This is a genomic window from Legionella maioricensis, assembly GCF_023618015.1.
Classification (GTDB): domain Bacteria; phylum Pseudomonadota; class Gammaproteobacteria; order Legionellales; family Legionellaceae; genus Legionella; species Legionella maioricensis.
Genome location: NZ_JAJKBJ010000006.1, coordinates 49,996 through 64,481 on the forward strand (window position 1 = coordinate 49,996; position 14,486 = coordinate 64,481).

Below are 14,486 nucleotides of genomic sequence, written 5' to 3' on the forward strand. Positions count from 1 at the left end.
GTGGGAGATACGATGAGAGATAAAATAGTTGCTGGCAATTGGAAAATGAATGGCCAAACTCAGCAAGTGATTCAGTTAACCAATCAGTTGAAAGAGTTAATTGAATGCGATAGTACTACTCAAGTCGTGGTGATGCCTCCAGTCATCTATCTTCCTATGGTAAATGAATTGTTGAGTAACAGTAAAATAGCAGTTGGTGCACAAAATGTCTTTCCAAAAGACGCGGGTGCGTATACTGGAGAGTTATCTGCACCTATGCTAAAAGAGTTTAACTGTTCTTATGTTTTGGTAGGGCACTCCGAGCGGAGACAATATTTTGGTGAAGATGAAAATTTTGTCGCACAAAAATTCCACCATGTAAAAGATCATGGTATGATACCCGTTCTTTGTGTTGGTGAAACACTTATTGAGCGAGAAACAGGACAAACAGAGCAAGTAATTGCCAGACAGCTGCTCGCAGTGAGTGAAAAAAGTAAAGATTGCTTTCGTGAATGTGTCGTTGCCTATGAACCTGTTTGGGCAATAGGTACTGGCAAAACTGCTTCACCAGAACAGGCACAAGAAGTACACCAGTTTATTAGAAGGCTGGTTGCAGGTATAAACAATAGTGATGCTGAGCGTTTACCCCTTCTTTATGGAGGCAGCGTAAACGAAAATAATGCAAAGGCATTATTTGCCATGCCGGATATTGATGGTGGCTTGGTAGGGGGCGCATCGTTGAATGCTAAACAGTTTGTGGAAATTGTGAAATGTATCAATTGATATTAATGATTCATGTAGTGATTGCAGTAGTCTTAATCGGATTAGTGCTTATACAACATGGTAAAGGTGCCGATATTGGCGCAGCTTTTGGTTCTGGTGCTTCAAATACTTTATTTGGAAGTCAGGGAACAGGGGGCTTTTTATTTAAATTAACCGGTGGTTTAGCGTTGACATTTTTTGTCACCAGCCTAATGCTGTCTTATATGGTCTCAACTCAGTACCAAAAAGCAGAGCAACAGGCTATACCTCAACAAACTACTGTGCCAGTGAACTCAGTTCCGGTACCGGTTGACAGCAGTAAGAGTGGAAAACAATAAGATAATTGATCGGCAGATTTGAGGCATCTTCTCAAGATGCACAAACATGCTGTTTATTAAAATATGCCGAAGTGGTGGAATTGGTAGACACGCCGTCTTGAGGGGGCGGTGGCGTAAGCCGTGCCGGTTCGAGTCCGGCCTTCGGCACCATTTAATCCGAGCAAGGTGAACTGATGCTATCTCAATATTTACCCGTTCTCGTTTTCATTATCATTGGACTGGTTCTTGGCCTGGTGATGATAGGTGCTGGTTCGTTATTTTCAAAACACAGCCCGAATAGTGCCAAGAATGCTCCTTATGAATGTGGCTTTGGCGCATTTGAAAGTTCGCACATTCCTTTTGATGTCCGTTTTTATCTGGTTGCGATATTATTTATTATTTTTGATTTGGAAACGGCTTTCTTTTTTCCATGGGCTTTGGCATTGCGCAAAATCGGCTGGTTTGGTTTTTGCGGTATGATGTTGTTTCTTGGATTATTAGTTATTGGTTTTATTTATGAATGGAAACGAGGCGCATTGGAGTGGGAATAATCTCCATCTCGTTCATAGTCAAGAAATCCCCCGGGGTTTCTTTTATTAATATTTAACTGCTTAGAGGCTTGCTATGGCGGTTGCAGAATTGCAAGAAAATGGTTTTTTAACGACTACAGTCGATAAACTGGTTGGATGGGCACGCAGTGGTTCTATGTGGCCTATGACTTTTGGTTTAGCATGCTGTGCAGTAGAAATGATGCACGTTGGTGCTGCGCGTTATGATTTGGATCGATTTGGAATTATTTTTCGCCCCAGTCCACGCCAATCTGACGTGATGATTGTTGCGGGAACCTTATGTAATAAAATGGCTCCTCCGCTGCGCAAAGTATATGATCAAATGCCTGAGCCACGCTGGGTTATTTCTATGGGATCTTGCGCCAATGGCGGCGGGTATTATCATTACTCCTATTCAGTAGTCAGGGGTTGTGACCGTATCGTACCAGTAGATATATATGTGCCAGGTTGTCCACCGACAGCGGAGGCATTACTTTATGGCATCATTCAATTACAGAATAAAATCAGGCGTAAAAATATATTAGAAGCCTAGTACTCTTTAATTAGGTGAATTGATTCGTTGAAGATTGGAAGTGTGCATTATACCAATGAGTCATTTTCTGGTTAAAGTGTTATAGGGTCATGAAAGGTACAAATTAGATGACTAAAAACGATCATTTGGCTGAACAGCTCAAGTCTGAATTAGCAAATCATATTACTGATCTGAACTTAGCTTATGGTGAATTAACCATAGAATGCGACGCGCAAAATTTAAAGTCAATAATGCTTGAATTGCGTGATCAGGAAGCGTTTTCCTTTGATCAGCTTATCGACCTCTGTGGCGTAGATTATTTGTCTTATGGTGAATATGACTGGGAAACTGAGTCTGCTAGTGAGAGTGGTTTTTCTCGAGGCGTAGAGCGTCAAGAAGCAAAAGCCTATGCTATGGATAAACCTCGATTCGCTGTGGTTTACCATTTACTTTCTACTAAAAAAAATCATCGTTTACGGGTTAAGCTATTTGTTGATGAAGCACATTTAATTGTTCCGTCTGTGCATGATTTATGGAAAGGCGCAAATTGGTTCGAGCGTGAAGCCTATGATTTATATGGCATATTATTTGATGGACATCCTGATTTAAGACGTATTTTAACTGACTATGGCTTTATAGGGCACCCATTCCGCAAAGACTTCCCTCTCAGTGGTCACGTTGAAATGCGCTACGATGCGAAGCTACAAAAAGTAATTTATGCTCCCGTAGATATTGTGCCCAGAATACTTGTACCCAAGGTTATTCGTAATGACAACCGTTATATAGGTGATGAGGGTAGCAAATAATGATTGAACTAAAGAATTACACTTTAAATTTTGGACCACAACATCCTGCTGCTCATGGCGTGTTGCGTTTAGTACTGGAACTTGAAGGGGAAACAATAGTTCGTGCCGATCCTCATATAGGTTTGCTGCATAGAGCAACAGAAAAGTTAGCAGAAACCAAGCCTTACATCCAAAGTATTGGTTATATGGATCGCTTGGATTATGTATCCATGATGTGCAATGAGCATGCTTACGTGAGGGCTATTGAAAAATTTTTGGATGTCGAAGTGCCATTGCGAGCACAATACATTCGCACCATGTTTGATGAAGTAACGCGTATTCTAAATCATCTGCTCTGGTTAGGTGCCGTTGCGCTTGATATAGGTGCTATGACTGTTTTCTTATATTGTTTTAGAGAAAGAGAAGATTTATTTGACTGCTATGAAGCCGTATCAGGGGCGCGTATGCATGCTACCTATTATAGACCAGGGGGCGTTGCAAGAGATCTCCCAGATACCATGCCTCAATATAAAGCATCCAGATGGCATAGTGACCGTGAAGTCGAAAAGATGAATGCCACCAGACAAGGCAGTTTATTGGATTTTCTTTCTGCATTTACAGAGCGATTTTCGCATTGTGTCGATGAGTATGAAACATTACTAACCGATAATAGAATTTGGAAACAACGTACAGTTGATATTGGTGTTGTCTCTCCTGAAGATGCGTTGCAATGGGGATTCACCGGCCCTATGCTTAGAGGGTCTGGCGTTGCCTGGGATTTACGCAAAAAACAAAGCTATGCTGCATATGATAAGGTCGAGTTTGACATTCCTGTTGGTAAAACCGGGGATTGTTATGATCGGTACTTGGTGCGCGTTGAAGAACTGAGACAGTCCAATCGGATTATTAAGCAATGCATTGACTGGTTAAGGAAAAATCCTGGCCCAGTTCGAGTCGATGATAATAAAATCACTCCACCTCGAAGGGTGGTCATGAAGCATGATATGGAAGCATTAATTCATCACTTTAAATTATTTACTGAAGGTTTTTGTTTACCACGTGGTGAAGTTTATTCAGCTGTGGAAGCACCTAAGGGCGAATTCGGTATTTACATGGTTTCAGATGGTGCTAATAAGCCATATCGCCTGAAAATTCGTGCTCCAGGATTTGCTCACTTATCCAGCTTTGATGAAATGGTAAAAGATCATATGCTTGCCGATGGAGTAGCAATTTTAGCAAGCCAGGACATAGTGTTTGGTGAGATAGATCGTTAATTTAACCTATTAGATGCAAAACGGGCACTAATAATAACGAGATAAAGGTTTAGAAATGTCTGAGAATTCAGCAAAAATATTACATCAGTTCATGTCAGTAAAACGAATGCACGAAATTAATCAATGGATAGCAAAGTATCCAGAGGATCAAAAGCAGTCTGCGGTGATGAGTGCCCTGCGAATCGTCCAGGAAGAACATGGTCATTTGACAACAGTGCTAATGGATGCAGTTGCTGATTATTTGGATATGGCTCCAATAGCGGTGTATGAAGTAGCCAGTTTCTATACTATGTATGAACATAAGCCCGTTGGAAAACATTTAGTTAATGTGTGTACTAATATTTCTTGCCTTTTAAGAGATTCTGCTGGCATGGTAAATCATTTAGAAAAAAAGCTAGGTATTAAATTAGGCGAAACAACTGATGATGGTCGCTTCACTTTAAGATCCGTTGAATGTTTAGGTGCCTGTGTAAACGCGCCCATGATGCAGGTGGACAAAGATTATCATGAAAATCTTACCGCCGAATCCATAGATGCGGTTTTAGAACAGTACGAATAAGATAGAGGTGGTTGCCATGGTTGAATTAAATCAAGTTTGTTACCGAACGGCTCATTTAGCTGAGCCCTGGACTCTATCTGCTTATGAAAGTGTTGGTGGATATAGTGCCTGGCGTAAAATATTGAAAGAACAAACATCACCCCAGCACATTATTGATGAATTGAAAACATCTGCTCTGCGAGGACGTGGAGGAGCAGGATTTCCCACCGGCCTTAAATGGAGTTTTATGAATCGTAATTCTCCAGTGCAGAAATATGTAGTATGTAACTCTGATGAGGGCGAACCTGGTACTTGTAAAGATAGAGAAATATTAAGTCTTAACCCGCACCAGCTGATTGAAGGTATGGCCATTGCTGGATATGTAATGGGAGCAACCGTTGGCTATAACTACATCCGAGGTGAATTCTGGTTGCCGTTTGAACGCACAGAAGCTGCCTTAAAAGAAGCATACCAAGCCGGATTACTGGGTAAAGATATATTAAAATCGGGCATTGATTTTGATCTATACAACCATTTGGGTGCAGGAGCCTATATTTGTGGTGAAGAGACCGCATTACTCAATTCACTAGAGGGTAAAAAAGGACAACCACGATTTAAACCGCCCTTTCCTGCTAATTATGGTTTATATGGAAAGCCTACCACAATCAATAATACGGAAACCTTTGCTTCCGTTCCGGTGATTATGGAAAAAGGTGGCGAGTGGTTTTTAAAGTTAGGAAGGCCAAATAATGGCGGTACCAAGTGTTTTAGCGTGAGTGGTCATGTTAATAACCCTGGAAACTTTGAAATTCCATTAGGAACCCCTTTTAAAACGTTACTCGAATTAGCAGGTGGAGTAACTAAAAATCGTAAAATCAAAGCAGTAATTCCCGGTGGAACATCGATGCCTGTGTTACCTGGAGAGGTAATGATGGGATTAGATATGGATTACGACAGCATACAGAAAGCTGGTTCAGGCCTTGGTTCTGGAGCAGTAATTATTATGGATGAAACCACGTGTATGGTCACTGCTTTATATCGTATTTCTGAGTTTTATATGGATGAATCCTGTGGTCAATGCACTCCATGTCGTGAAGGTACTGGCTGGATGGTAAGACTATTGCATCGGATTATACATGGCCATGGAGAGCCTGGTGATATAGAAAAGCTGGTTAATGTCGCCGATAACATCGAAGGACGTACCATCTGTGCATTAGGTGAAGCAGCAGCTTGGCCTGTGCAAAGTTTCGTTAAGCATTTCTATAATGAATTTGATTATTTTATTAAGCATAAACGCTCGGTCGTTGCAGCATAATTGAGAAGGTTAGACCATGGCTACTATTGAAATCGACGGTAAAACATTTGAAGTTGAAAACGGTAAAATGATCATCGAAGTTGCGGATGAAGCGGGTATTTATATCCCTCGTTTTTGCTACCATAAAAAACTATCCGTTGCAGCAAACTGTCGCATGTGCCTGGTTGAAGTAGAAAATGGCAGAAAACCAGTTCCTGCTTGCGCCACGCCTATTACTAATGGAATGAAGGTATTCACCAAGTCAGCCGAGGCTTTACACTCTCAAAAAGTAGTTATGGAGTTTTTGCTTATTAATCATCCACTAGATTGCCCTATATGCGATCAAGGCGGCGAATGTGAACTGCAAGATATTTCTATGGGTTTTGGAGCGGATCAATCAGAATATACGGAATCCAAACGTGCTGTAGACGATGATGATTTAGGAGTTCTTATCTCAACAGAGATGACTCGATGCATTCACTGCACCCGTTGCGTCCGTTTTGGCGAAGAAGTTGCAGGAGTCAGAGAATTAGGTGCAACAGGCCGCGGCGAGCATATGCAGATTGGAACTTTCGTTAAGCACAGTATGACCTCCGAAGTTTCTGGAAATATTATTGATCTATGCCCTGTCGGTGCTTTGACATCAAAACCTTATCGATTTACTGCCAGAGCATGGGAAATGACGCAGCATGATGGCGTTGCACCTCATGATTGTTTAGGTTCAAATATTTATTTGCATACACGAAATAATAAATTGATGCGTGCTGTACCTAAAGAAAATGAGTCAATCAATGAGACTTGGATCTCTGATCGGGACAGATTTAGCTACTTGGGATTAAAAAGCTCCTCGCGGGCAGGAAAACCACAAATCAAACGCAATGGCCAGTGGGAAACTGTTGACTGGGAAACGGCATTGAAATTCGCTGCGGAAGGCGTGAGTCGCGTTATTAAGCAAAACGGTCCAGAGCAAATGGCGGCTTTTGCATCAAGTTCTTCCACATTGGAAGAGCTGTATTTGTTACAAAAACTAATGCGTGAAATGGGTGTTCAGAATTTGGATCATCGATTACATCAAACTGATTTTAGAGATCAGGATAATCAAACAACTACACCTAAAAGCTCCTTGCCTTACGCGGAAATAGAACATCAGAACTCCGTTGTCCTTATCGGTTGCAATATCGACAGAGAAGTTCCTTTAGCCGGTGTACGAGTTCGTAAAGCTTTTCGCAATGGAGCAAAAATTTATGCTATAAATCCGGTTGATTTTGAATACCGATTTGAACTTGCAGGAAACAGTATAGTCTCTCCACTAGAAATGCCGATGCAACTGGCTAAACTGGCTTTAGCTTTGACCGACGACGTCAAGACTCTGCCAGAAGACATACAAAAGTTGTTAATAGGTCTCGAAGTAGATAAAACTACTAAACAGGTTGCTAAAGCACTCAAAGAAGACAAAGCCTGCCTTATTACTGGTGCACTTTGTGAGAATCACCCGGAAGCTTCATTAATACGAACTTTAGTGTTTGTAATTCAAAAATTAAGTGGTGCCAAAGCACTGAGGTTAACTAACGGTTCAAATACCGCGGGTGCCTGGATGGCAGGAATGTTGCCCCACAGAGCAGCAGCGGGTAAATCCGTTTCAGAGCCAGGCCTTGATGTTCAGGCCGCACTCAATGCCAAGCTTAAAGGTTATTTTCTTATGGCGGTAGAGCCAGGGTATGACTTTGCTAATCCTTATGGGGCAAGGCAATCCATGCTTGCAGCAGAGTTTGTTGTGATGTTATCCGCTTATAATCATGAATCGATGCTGGATTATGCTGACGTTATTTTACCAATAGCACCTTATGCAGAAACTTCTGGAACTTATATTAATGTAGATAATACTTGGCAAACGGTAAAAGGAGCATTGCAACCTTATGAGGAAGCACGTCCTGCGTGGAAAATATTAAGGGTTTTGGGAAATTTATTGCATTGCAAGAATTTTGAATATACATCAACAGAAGAAATTCTTTCCGAAGTCAAAACCAGCGCTGCCATGAATATGGAACATGAATATACGCCCTATTATCCAGAATCTTTACCGGTGATTAATCAATCATTAGTTAGAGTAGGCGAGTGGCCACTCTACCGTATCGATGCTATTGTAAGAAATGCTCGGGAGTTGCAATTATGTGCTGCTTCTGAATCAGCATGCATACGGATTCACCCCGCAACAGCAGATAGATTGAAATTAGAGGAAATTGCCACTGTATCTCAGGGTGATATTGAGATAACATTGCCGCTTAAACGCGATGAGCGCATTGCGGCTGATGTGGTGTGGGTAGCAAACGCAATGCCTGAGACAGTTGACTTGGGCCATTCATTTGCTGCAATAACTATTAAGCGCTAGACAGGTAAAGAAATGCTTCAAAATATTAGCATATTAGTTTGGATTATCCTTAAAATACTCGCGATAGTAGTTCCCCTACTTATTTGCGTTGCTTATTTAACCTATGCAGAACGAAAAGTTATTGGATACATCCAAGTTCGAATAGGACCCAATAGGGTAGGATTTAAAGGCTTGCTGCAACCTTTTGCAGATTTGATTAAATTAATTTCCAAGGAAATAATAGTTCCAACCAAATCAAATAAGTATCTTTTCGTTATAGCCCCGCTTTTTGCTTTGGCTCCTTCATTGGCTGGTTGGGCAGTTATCCCTTTTCAGGAAGGTATAGTGCTGGCTAATATTAATGCTGGGGTTTTGTATGCATTTGCTATGAGCTCGCTCGGCGTCTATGGCGTCCTGATTGCCGGATGGGCATCCAATTCAAAATATGCCATGTTCGGTGCGCTTAGAAGTACTGCTCAAACAGTATCTTACGAAATTGCAATGGGTTTTGCTTTTGTAGGGGTACTATTAGCTGCCGGCAGCATGAACTTGACTGATATAGTCTTGTCACAAAAAGGTGGAATACTGCATTGGTGGTTTGTACCACTTTTTCCTTTGTTTTTAGTATTTTGGATAGCTGGAATAGCCGAAACAAATAGAGCTCCCTTTGATTTGGCAGAAGGTGAGTCAGAAATCGTAGCTGGATTTCATGTTGAGTATTCTGGAATAGGTTTTATGCTGTTTTTCATGTCCGAGTATGCGAGCATGGCACTCATTTCTACCCTCATAAGCATTCTGTTCCTGGGTGGTTGGATGTCGCCTTTTGAAGGGATACCTGTTCTGGAAAGTATATTTTTTGTAGTCCCCGGCTTTGTATGGTTACTCATAAAAATTACTTTCTTTCTTTTTGTTTATTTGTGGGTAAGAGCGACTTTTCCCCGCTATCGTTATGATCAGCTGATGCGTTTGGGTTGGAAAGTACTTATTCCGGTCACCATAGTTTGGGTTATTGTAACTGCCTTGATGGTTGTTGCTCACCTTAAACCTTGGTTTTGATGGTTAATAGAGAAGCCGATGAAAAAAGTATATCGATATATAAAATATTATGTACGCAGTTTTTTACTATTAGAACTGCTATCAGGTTTAAGAGTAACCGGCCGTTATTTTTTTAGAAAAAAAATAACGGTTCAGTTTCCCGAAGAACAGACACCTCTTTCACCACGCTTCAGAGGCTTGTTGGCATTACGCAGATATCCTAATGGTGAAGAGCGTTGTATTGCATGCAAATTATGTGAAGCAGTGTGTCCTGCTTTAGCCATTACCATTGAATCTGATGAGAGAGAAGATGGGTCAAGACGTACAACACGTTATGATATTGACATGTTTAAATGCATCAATTGCGGTTTATGCGAAGAGTCTTGCCCTGTAGATTCTATCGTGGTAACGCCCATACATCATTATCACGTCAGTGAACGTGGCCAGAATATCATGACCAAAGAAAAATTATTGGCCATCGGCGACATGATGGAACCAAGACTGGCAGCAGATCGTGCTGCTGATGAAAAATACCGATAACGGGGTGAGCTATGCATGAATTATTAATTCAGGTCATTTTTTACATATTTGCTACTATAGCAGTGGGATCTGCCCTAATGGTAATTAGTCAAAATAATCCAGTACGTTGTGTGTTGTTTCTCGTACTTACTTTTTTTGCCAGCGCTGTATTATGGATATTACTTGAAGCTGAGTTTCTCGCTCTAATACTTGTTCTTGTCTACGTTGGCGCAGTAATGACGTTGTTTCTCTTCGTGGTCATGATGCTCAATATTGATATTGAAAGTATTAAAACTCATTTGATACGTTATTTGCCTTTTGGATTGATTATAGTTGCATTATTAACAGGCTTATTAATGGTAGTTATCCCTGACTCTTTTAAATCTGATGTATCTGCGACGCAACAAGAACATAGCGTAGCGGAAGGTTCAGTAGCAAATTCTCAGTTGCTCGATGTTTCAGCGAAAAATAATCCTGCCGCTTTAGAACCACACATTTCCAATACCGAAGCTTTGGGGCTGGTTCTTTATACTGATTATTTACTGGCATTCGAACTGGCTGCTGTTATTTTATTGGTTGCTATAGTATCTGCCATTACCTTAGTGCATCGGGGTGCCGTACGCTCCAAGCGACAAGATATTAAACAACAAATTATGACCAGAAGTCTGGATCGAGTTCAATTAATCAATATGAAATCAGAGAAATAACAATTGGGGAATCCTGTATGATACCTGTTAATGATTATCTGATATTAGGTGCGATTCTATTTGGTTTAAGCCTTGTAGGAATTATGCTAAATCGCAAAAATATCATTTTGCTGCTGGTGTGCGTTGAGTTAATGCTCTTGTCAGTTAACACTAATTTTGTTGCTTTTTCACATTACTATAAAGAAGTCGGTGGACAAGTTTTTGTTTTTTATATTTTAACGGTAGCTGCAGCTGAGGCAGCAATAGGTTTGGCCATAGTCATGTTGCTCTACAGAAATCGCGGCAATATAGATGTAGATAAGATGAATCATTTAAAAGGTTAAAATCGTGAGTATACTTCAACTTTGTCTAATAATTGTTTTAACTCCTTTGATTGGATCGGTTATCGCTGGTTTGTTTCGCAATCAAATAGGTCGGGTTGGAGCCCATTCGGTAACTATTCTGGGAGTAAGCGTTTCCTTTGTGGTATCCCTCTATATTGCCTATGGAATATTTTCCGGTGCCATTTCATCCACTAACATGGTGCTTTATCACTGGGCTTCTGGCGGGTTATTGATTCCTTATGAGTTTAACTTAGGCTTTTTAATTGATCCTCTTAGTGCGGTCATGTTGGTTACTGTAAATTTCGTATCCTTACTGGTTCACATCTATAGTATTGGCTATATGGCCGACGATGATGGGTATCAGCGCTTTTTCAGTTACATTTCCCTGTTTACGTTCATGATGCTCATGCTCGTTTCCGCTAATAATTTTCTGCAATTATTCTTTGGTTGGGAAGGCGTAGGTCTCGTGTCTTACTTGCTTATCGGGTTCTGGTTTCAAAAAGAATCCGCTCTTGAGGGCAGTTTAAAAGCGTTTTTGGTTAACAGGGTTGGCGATTTTGGTTTCGTTTTAGGAATTGCATTCGTTTTTGCTTATACAGGCAGTCTTGATTATGCCACCGTATTTAAGAGTGCAAGTTATCTGGCCAGCCAAAATATAGAGCTATTTTCTGGTCATCCTTGGTCGGTGATTACGGTTACCTGTTTATTACTTTATGTTGGCGCTATGGGTAAATCAGCTCAGGTTCCTTTACATGTGTGGCTTCCTGAGTCAATGGAAGGTCCTACACCTATTTCTGCTTTAATCCATGCGGCAACGATGGTTACAGCGGGTGTATTCATGATTGCTCGTATTTCTCCATTAATAGAGCTATCGACCACGGCTTTAACTGTGGTATTGGTGATCGGGGCTACAGGAGCGCTATTCACTGGTATTTTAGCGCTGGTAATGAATGATATTAAGCGTGTAGTTGCTTACTCCACATTATCTCAATTGGGTTACATGATGGTGGCTATGGGCGCTTCAGCATATAGTGCAGGGATGTTCCATCTTCTGACCCATGCCTGCTTTAAAGCATTATTATTCCTGGGAGCAGGTTCGGTTATTATTGGTATGCACCATGAGCAAGACATGCGGAAAATGGGTGGGCTATGGAATAAAATGCCAATTACATACGTGACCTATGTTATTGGTAGTTTAGCTCTTTGTGCCTTTCCACCTTTTTCCGGGTTCTATTCTAAAGATACCATTATTGAAGCAACCCAATTATCACAAATCCCAGGCAGCAGTTATGCTTATTTTTGTGTTACTGCCGGTGCTATGGTGACTGCCCTATATACGTTTAGATCTTTATTTATGACATTCCATGGCAAACCACGCATGGATGAGCACACCTTAAGCCACGTTCATGAGTCTCCTTGGGTGGTTTGGCTTCCTTTAGTGTTATTGGCTATTCCTTCAGTTATCCTTGGCTATGTACTTTATATGCCTATCCTTTTTAATAATCCTACTTTACTTGGCTCGTCACTGTTCATACTTCCCGAGCATAATGTTTTAGCAGAACTTGCCCATGAGGTAACATCGCCATTTGCAAGCATGACTCATTCCATTTATTCATTAACTTTATGGGTTACTTTAGCAGGTGCACTTATAGCATGGATTTGCTATATTGCCGTCCCGACAATTCCCGCTTATTTAGCACGTCGTTGCTCATTAATTTATAACATTTTAATCAATAAGTACGGATTTGATCGCTTTAATGATTTAGTTTTCGTAAAAGGCGTCAAAGGGATAGGCCGGATTTTTTATAATGTCGGTGATCAAAAATTAATTGACGGACTTGTAGTAAATGGTAGTGGACGTTTGGTTAGATGGTTTTCAACTAAAGGTCGTACTATACAAAGTGGCTATCTGTATCATTATGCAACAGTAATGGTATTTGGATTATTAGGTTTTCTGTGCTGGTTGATACTGGGCTAAAGATAAGGTGAGAGTATGCATCATTTGCTCAATTTGCTAATTTGGTTGCCAATTATAGGTGGCGTTTTCGTACTTCTGACAGGAGACGATAACAATCCTAATATTTCGCGGTATTTATCGTTATTTACTGTATTGTTATGCTTATTGCTTTGCGTGCCTTTAGTTTCAGGGTTCGATTTACAAACGTTTAGCATGCAGTTTTTGGAAGAGATTCCTTGGATGCCAGCACTGGGCATTAATTACAGCCTTGGGATAGATGGCCTATCCTTGCTGCTCATTGTCTTAAGTATCTTTACTAACCTGATCGTAATACTTGCGACTTGGGACAGTATTAGAAATAGAGTTGCTCAATATCTGGCTGCGTTTCTGATCATGCAAGGGTTATTAGTAGGCGTATTCGCTGCTATGGATGCGATCTTGTTTTATATCTTCTGGGAAGCCACATTAATCCCTATGTACCTTATTATTGGCATATGGGGATCAGAAAATCGCGTGTACGCAGCAATTAAATTTTTCCTCTACACCTTTTTAGGCTCTGTATTGATGTTGGCTAGTTTTTTATACATGGGCTACATCGCAGGATCATTTAAAATTGAAACGTTTTACGCCATTAAGTTAAGTATGACGGCGCAAACATTAATTTTTATTGCCTTTTTCCTTGGTTTTGCAATAAAGATACCTATGTTTCCAGTACACACCTGGTTACCTGATGCTCATACAGAAGCTCCAGCAGGAGGTTCAGTTATCCTTGCAGCGATATTGTTGAAGCTAGGAGCGTACGGATTTATTCGTTTTTCTCTTCCTATCGTGCCAGATGCTTGTAGCAAGTATGCGGCACTAATGGTTGCTTTATCACTGATCGCCGTTGTTTATATTGGTTTAGTGGCAATTATTCAAAAAGATATGAAAAGGTTGATTGCCTATTCTTCTATTTCCCATATGGGTTTTGTGACTTTAGGCTGCTTTGCCATATTTGCCATATCAAGTCAAGCAGGGTTAAGCAGTGCTGGTTTGGTGTTAGAAGGTGCTATTGTAGTTATGATCTCTCACGGCTTTGTTTCTAGTGCAATGTTTGCCGGGGTGGGATTTCTTTATGATCGCATGCATACCCGCCGCCTATCAGATTTTGGTGGGATTGTGAATACTATGCCCATATTTGCCTCCTTCTTTATGTTGTTTGCTATGGCCAATGCGGGCTTACCTGGTACTTCGGGATTTGTTGGCGAATTTATGGTGATATTGGGAAGCATCAAAGCTGGCTTTTGGATAGCCTTCTGGGCAGCAACCACGTTAATTACTGGCGCAGCTTATACGCTATGGATGTACAAGCGCGTTATATTCGGGCCTGTTGCCAATGATAAAGTGGCTGAATTAAAAGATATATCGGGTTTTGAGTTAAGCGCTTACGTGTTACTTGCCTTGATGGTCATCGCTATGGGGGTTTTTCCAAAACCGATGCTTGAATATGTTCATCAAACAGTAAGTCATACATTAGCATTAGCTGATAAATCAAAATTGTAACATAGC

At 40.8% G+C, this 14,486-nt stretch carries 15 protein-coding genes and 1 tRNA gene; all 16 read left to right on the forward strand.

The features are described from left to right. Positions 1-12 precede the first annotated feature (12 nt). The 16 genes from tpiA to LOX96_RS06915 all read left to right on the forward strand — a co-directional run bounded on the left by tpiA (position 13) and on the right by LOX96_RS06915 (position 14,480). The gene (tpiA, locus tag LOX96_RS06840; protein ID WP_250420857.1) at positions 13-762 is read left to right on the forward strand and encodes a triose-phosphate isomerase; all 750 of its coding nucleotides are present in this window, start codon (positions 13-15) and stop codon (positions 760-762) included. Then, positions 750-1,079 carry a preprotein translocase subunit SecG gene (gene secG, locus LOX96_RS06845; protein ID WP_250420858.1) on the forward strand — a complete coding sequence of 110 codons (330 nt, stop codon included), beginning with the start codon at positions 750-752 and terminating at the stop codon, positions 1,077-1,079. Before tpiA ends, secG begins: the two co-directional genes overlap by 13 nt. Before the next feature lie 65 nt (positions 1,080-1,144). Further along, positions 1,145-1,229: transfer RNA gene (locus tag LOX96_RS06850), tRNA-Leu, on the forward strand. 23 nt (positions 1,230-1,252) lie between these two features. Beyond that, the gene (locus tag LOX96_RS06855; protein ID WP_250420859.1) at positions 1,253-1,609 is read left to right on the forward strand and encodes an NADH-quinone oxidoreductase subunit A; all 357 of its coding nucleotides are present in this window, start codon (positions 1,253-1,255) and stop codon (positions 1,607-1,609) included. 73 nt (positions 1,610-1,682) lie between these two features. Further along, positions 1,683-2,159, forward strand: a complete 477-nt coding sequence (locus LOX96_RS06860) for a NuoB/complex I 20 kDa subunit family protein (protein WP_250420860.1) — start codon at positions 1,683-1,685, stop codon at positions 2,157-2,159. 107 nt (positions 2,160-2,266) lie between these two features. After that, entirely contained in the window at positions 2,267-2,944 is a 678-nt protein-coding gene (locus LOX96_RS06865) for an NADH-quinone oxidoreductase subunit C (protein WP_250420861.1), read from the forward strand. Then, positions 2,944-4,197, forward strand: coding sequence for an NADH-quinone oxidoreductase subunit D (locus tag LOX96_RS06870; protein ID WP_250420862.1), 1,254 nt, complete (start codon positions 2,944-2,946; stop codon positions 4,195-4,197). Before LOX96_RS06865 ends, LOX96_RS06870 begins: the two co-directional genes overlap by 1 nt. Positions 4,198-4,252: 55 nt before the next feature. Next, a complete protein-coding gene (nuoE, locus tag LOX96_RS06875; protein ID WP_250420863.1) occupies positions 4,253-4,756 on the forward strand; it encodes an NADH-quinone oxidoreductase subunit NuoE in 504 nt (167 codons plus the stop codon). 16 nt (positions 4,757-4,772) lie between these two features. Further along, positions 4,773-6,050, forward strand: a complete 1,278-nt coding sequence (nuoF, locus tag LOX96_RS06880; RefSeq protein ID WP_250420864.1) for an NADH-quinone oxidoreductase subunit NuoF — start codon at positions 4,773-4,775, stop codon at positions 6,048-6,050. 16 nt (positions 6,051-6,066) lie between these two features. Continuing rightward, positions 6,067-8,418: an NADH-quinone oxidoreductase subunit NuoG gene (gene nuoG, locus LOX96_RS06885; RefSeq protein ID WP_250420865.1), complete on the forward strand. Its 2,352-nt coding sequence runs from the start codon at positions 6,067-6,069 to the stop codon at positions 8,416-8,418. 12 nt (positions 8,419-8,430) lie between these two features. Next, positions 8,431-9,453, forward strand: a complete 1,023-nt coding sequence (nuoH, locus tag LOX96_RS06890) for an NADH-quinone oxidoreductase subunit NuoH (protein ID WP_250420866.1) — start codon at positions 8,431-8,433, stop codon at positions 9,451-9,453. An 18-nt stretch (positions 9,454-9,471) separates the two neighbouring features. Next, positions 9,472-9,972 (forward strand): NADH-quinone oxidoreductase subunit NuoI, encoded by a 501-nt coding sequence (gene nuoI, locus LOX96_RS06895; RefSeq protein ID WP_250420867.1) that lies wholly within the window; start codon positions 9,472-9,474, stop codon positions 9,970-9,972. Between the two features lie 11 nt (positions 9,973-9,983). After that, positions 9,984-10,658, forward strand: coding sequence for an NADH-quinone oxidoreductase subunit J (locus LOX96_RS06900; RefSeq protein WP_250420868.1), 675 nt, complete (start codon positions 9,984-9,986; stop codon positions 10,656-10,658). 17 nt (positions 10,659-10,675) lie between these two features. Next, positions 10,676-10,981 (forward strand): NADH-quinone oxidoreductase subunit NuoK, encoded by a 306-nt coding sequence (nuoK, locus tag LOX96_RS06905; protein ID WP_250420869.1) that lies wholly within the window; start codon positions 10,676-10,678, stop codon positions 10,979-10,981. 4 nt (positions 10,982-10,985) lie between these two features. After that, positions 10,986-12,959 carry an NADH-quinone oxidoreductase subunit L gene (gene nuoL / locus LOX96_RS06910; protein ID WP_250420870.1) on the forward strand — a complete coding sequence of 658 codons (1,974 nt, stop codon included), beginning with the start codon at positions 10,986-10,988 and terminating at the stop codon, positions 12,957-12,959. A gap of 15 nt (positions 12,960-12,974) precedes the next feature. Continuing rightward, positions 12,975-14,480 (forward strand): complex I subunit 4 family protein, encoded by a 1,506-nt coding sequence (locus LOX96_RS06915; RefSeq protein ID WP_250420871.1) that lies wholly within the window; start codon positions 12,975-12,977, stop codon positions 14,478-14,480. Positions 14,481-14,486 lie beyond the last annotated feature (6 nt).